Source organism: Vibrio ouci (genome assembly GCF_004551525.1).
Taxonomy (GTDB): domain Bacteria; phylum Pseudomonadota; class Gammaproteobacteria; order Enterobacterales; family Vibrionaceae; genus Vibrio; species Vibrio ouci.
Window position 1 is genome coordinate 1 of record NZ_SATR01000274.1, and the last position, 685, is coordinate 685.

1 pseudogene is annotated in these 685 nt (G+C 50.5%); it reads left to right on the plus strand.

From position 1 onward, the window contains the following. A pseudogene (locus tag ELS82_RS26595) lies at positions 1-685 on the plus strand (hypothetical protein); the annotation flags it as partial.

Here is a 685-nt window from a genome sequence, read left to right on the forward strand (position 1 = left end):
GTTTGATGTGTCCCTCGATAAAGAAGTCGATGGCACCTTGAACTACGTCTTTACGCTTGATGTCGACGACCCGTTGACTGCAGAAATGGCCGACTTCCTTGATAACGGCGAGTTAACCGTGAGTTACACCGACAGTAATGGCCCTCAAACGTTCGTAATCAGTAATGGCGGTAACCTCGATATACCGGGTGATGCGACAGGCATGACGGTGACCGTTGGCACCTTCAATGACGACATCTTTGAAGGTGTGGAAAGCTTTGAACTCGATGTCACAGTAATGGGTAGCATCGGTGATAACAATGAAGCACTCAACCTCAGTGATAGCGGCGACGCAACCATCATAGACGATGGCGGTGAAGTTAATAATGACACACCAGTGCTCACCGTGAGCGATGCTGGCCAAGTGGTCGAAGGCAATCCAGCTCAGTTTGATGTGTCCCTCGATAAAGAAGTCGATGGCACCTTGAACTATGTCTTTACGCTCGATGTCGATGAACCGTTGACGGCAGAGATGGCGGACTTCTTAGCCAATGGTAGCCTCACCGTGAGTTACACCGACAGTAACGGCCCTCAATCCTTCCCGATCAGTAACGGTGGTAACCTCGATATTCCGGGTGATGCGACGGGCATGACGGTGACCGTTGGCACCTACAACGATGAGATCTTTGAGGGTGTGGAAAGTTTT